This is a genomic window from Citrobacter sp. S55_ASV_140 (assembly GCF_018919505.1).
In the GTDB taxonomy this organism is placed as follows: Bacteria; Pseudomonadota; Gammaproteobacteria; order Enterobacterales; family Enterobacteriaceae; genus Citrobacter; species Citrobacter werkmanii.
The window spans coordinates 1-2,039 of record NZ_JAHLQZ010000354.1 but is presented as its reverse complement, the minus strand read 5'-3'; the positions used below and the strand labels follow the sequence as shown (position 1 = coordinate 2,039).

General features: G+C 48.0%; 3 protein-coding genes and 1 pseudogene. All 4 read left to right on the top strand.

Translation table 11 applies throughout. The features are described 5' to 3' along the window. The coding region (locus KQJ18_RS23670) for a type VI secretion system baseplate subunit TssF (RefSeq protein WP_216422913.1) at positions 1-306 on the top strand (306 nt) is incomplete at its 5' end. Beyond that, positions 267-1,355, top strand: a complete 1,089-nt coding sequence (gene tssG / locus KQJ18_RS23665; protein ID WP_216422911.1) for a type VI secretion system baseplate subunit TssG — start codon at positions 267-269, stop codon at positions 1,353-1,355. The genes KQJ18_RS23670 and tssG, both read left to right, overlap by 40 nt. Further along, positions 1,330-1,863, top strand: a complete 534-nt coding sequence (gene tssJ / locus KQJ18_RS23660) for a type VI secretion system lipoprotein TssJ (RefSeq protein WP_216422909.1) — start codon at positions 1,330-1,332, stop codon at positions 1,861-1,863. The genes tssG and tssJ overlap by 26 nt, the downstream gene beginning before the upstream one ends. Further along, a pseudogene (locus KQJ18_RS24775) lies at positions 1,863-2,039 on the top strand (type VI secretion system baseplate subunit TssE); the annotation flags it as partial. The gene tssJ and the pseudogene KQJ18_RS24775, both read left to right, overlap by 1 nt.

The following is a 2,039-nucleotide window of genomic DNA, read 5'->3' as shown; positions in this document are numbered from 1 at the left end:
CTCTATAACTGGCAGGATGATGAGCTTAATTATCGTCGTCTGGATGCGATCATGGATGTTCAACAACATGAAATACAGCGCTTTGAAAAAGGATTTCTACTACGAGGGGTGGACATCGAAATAACGCTTGATGAGAACGGATTTACCGGTGAGGGCGATATTCATCTGTTTGGAGAAATGCTTAACCGCTTTTTTGCATTGTATGCGGATATTCATTTGTTTAATCAGCTTACTTTAATCATACAGCCGGCAGGGAAAAGCTTGCGATGGAAAGAGAATCACAATCAGCGGCTACCCGGCTGCTAAATAGCCTTGGTGAAAACCTGCCCCGTACCAATTTTTATCGTTTCTGCCAGTTGCTGGAACAGTGGGGGCCACAAGCACCCTGTCCCGGAAGCCAACAAAGCCCGCGCTTCGATGCCGTTCGTTTTCGCCCTCATCCGGGAATGGGCTTCCCGGCGGGGGAACTAAAAAGTGCAGTATATGATCCGCAACAACCCATACTGCCGCCAACGGTTCGGGTCACTTTTATGGGGTTGTATGGTGTGGAATCGCCGCTGCCGACAACCTATCAGGATGATATCGCCCAGCGTCAGGAAGGCTCAGACGTAGCCGCTGAGTTTCTGGATATTTTTAATCACCGCTTAATTACGCAGTTTTATCGAGTCTGGCGTAAATATAGCTATCCAGCGACCTTTCGCCCGGGCGGTACAGATGAAACGTCGCAATATTTACTGGGGCTAACCGGGTTGGGGATTCCGGGATGTGGTAAACAAACCGAGACCCCGTTATCGCGTTTTTTGGCGCTGTTAGGAATAATGAGAATGCCAACTCGCACGGCGGAAGGAATATCCGCGCTGGTTTCTTTATTATCGCCAACAACAAATATCACCGTGACCCCTCATGATAAACGCTTAATCCTGCTGGATAAGGCGTTAAAAATGAGTACACGGCAACCCGTTAGCCTTCATTCTCGTCCGGTGATGGGGCATAGCGCCGTAGATATTAACAGCCAGGTGCTAATTACTCTGACAACGGATGCTCCCGATGAGGTTCGTGGCTGGTTACCCGGTGGTCAGCTTTACCATGATTTTCTCGCGCTGATGCACGTTTATTTAGGTGCCAGAGTGAGTGCGAGGCTGCAATTACGGATTCCTCGCTCGGCGCTTCCGGATGCTCAACTTACCAGTAATAAAAGTGAACGCGCAGTACAGCTCGGCCGAACGGCTGTAATGCGTCTGGATAATCCGGAAACGAAGAATCAACTCATAACGATTACACTTGGGCTTTGGCAGAGCCTTAGTCAACACGATCAGCGGAGGGAAGCCGATGAGACTGGCGATTATCGCTATTAATTTTGCCGTAATAACCGCAATGACCAGTCTGGTAACCGGATGTGGTCTGACACAAAAAGTATCTGAAGGCGCAGTGTCATTAACGAAGTCAATTTTTTATAAGGAAATTAAAACATTGCATTTGGATCTTTCCGCCAGAGAAGCCGCTAATAAAAATGCGCAGGGTATCGCGCTTTCAACTGTCGTCCGTATTTACCAACTCAGAGATCGTAAAGCATTTGATTCGGCAAACTATCAGTCTTTATTTGCGCAAGACAGCACGGCGGTGAAAGCAGATTTATTGGCTCAGAAAGATATTCGGGTACGTCCTGGTGAAAGCGTAACAGTCGATATTCCACTCGAAAAGGAAGCGCAATATGTTGGCGTGGCGGGAATGTTCATTTCTCCCGATCAGTCTGAGGATTCATGGCGTGTAGTATTAGGTCGTGAAGATCTCGATCCTGATAAGGCGCGAGTGATTGAATTAAATTCTCAGGCTCTGATTCTCCTGACGCAGGAGGACGAGTAATGACTAAACGGCCTTCTCTTTATGACATCTTGCTGGGTAATTTTTCCGGTGGTTTTCCTTTGCACGCAGTGAGTGAAAACACGCAGGTCATTTTGTCCGTCCTCGATAATATGCAGCGGATTTTGAATACTCGTGCCGGTAGCCTCAAACATTTGCCCGACTACGGTCTGCCGGAT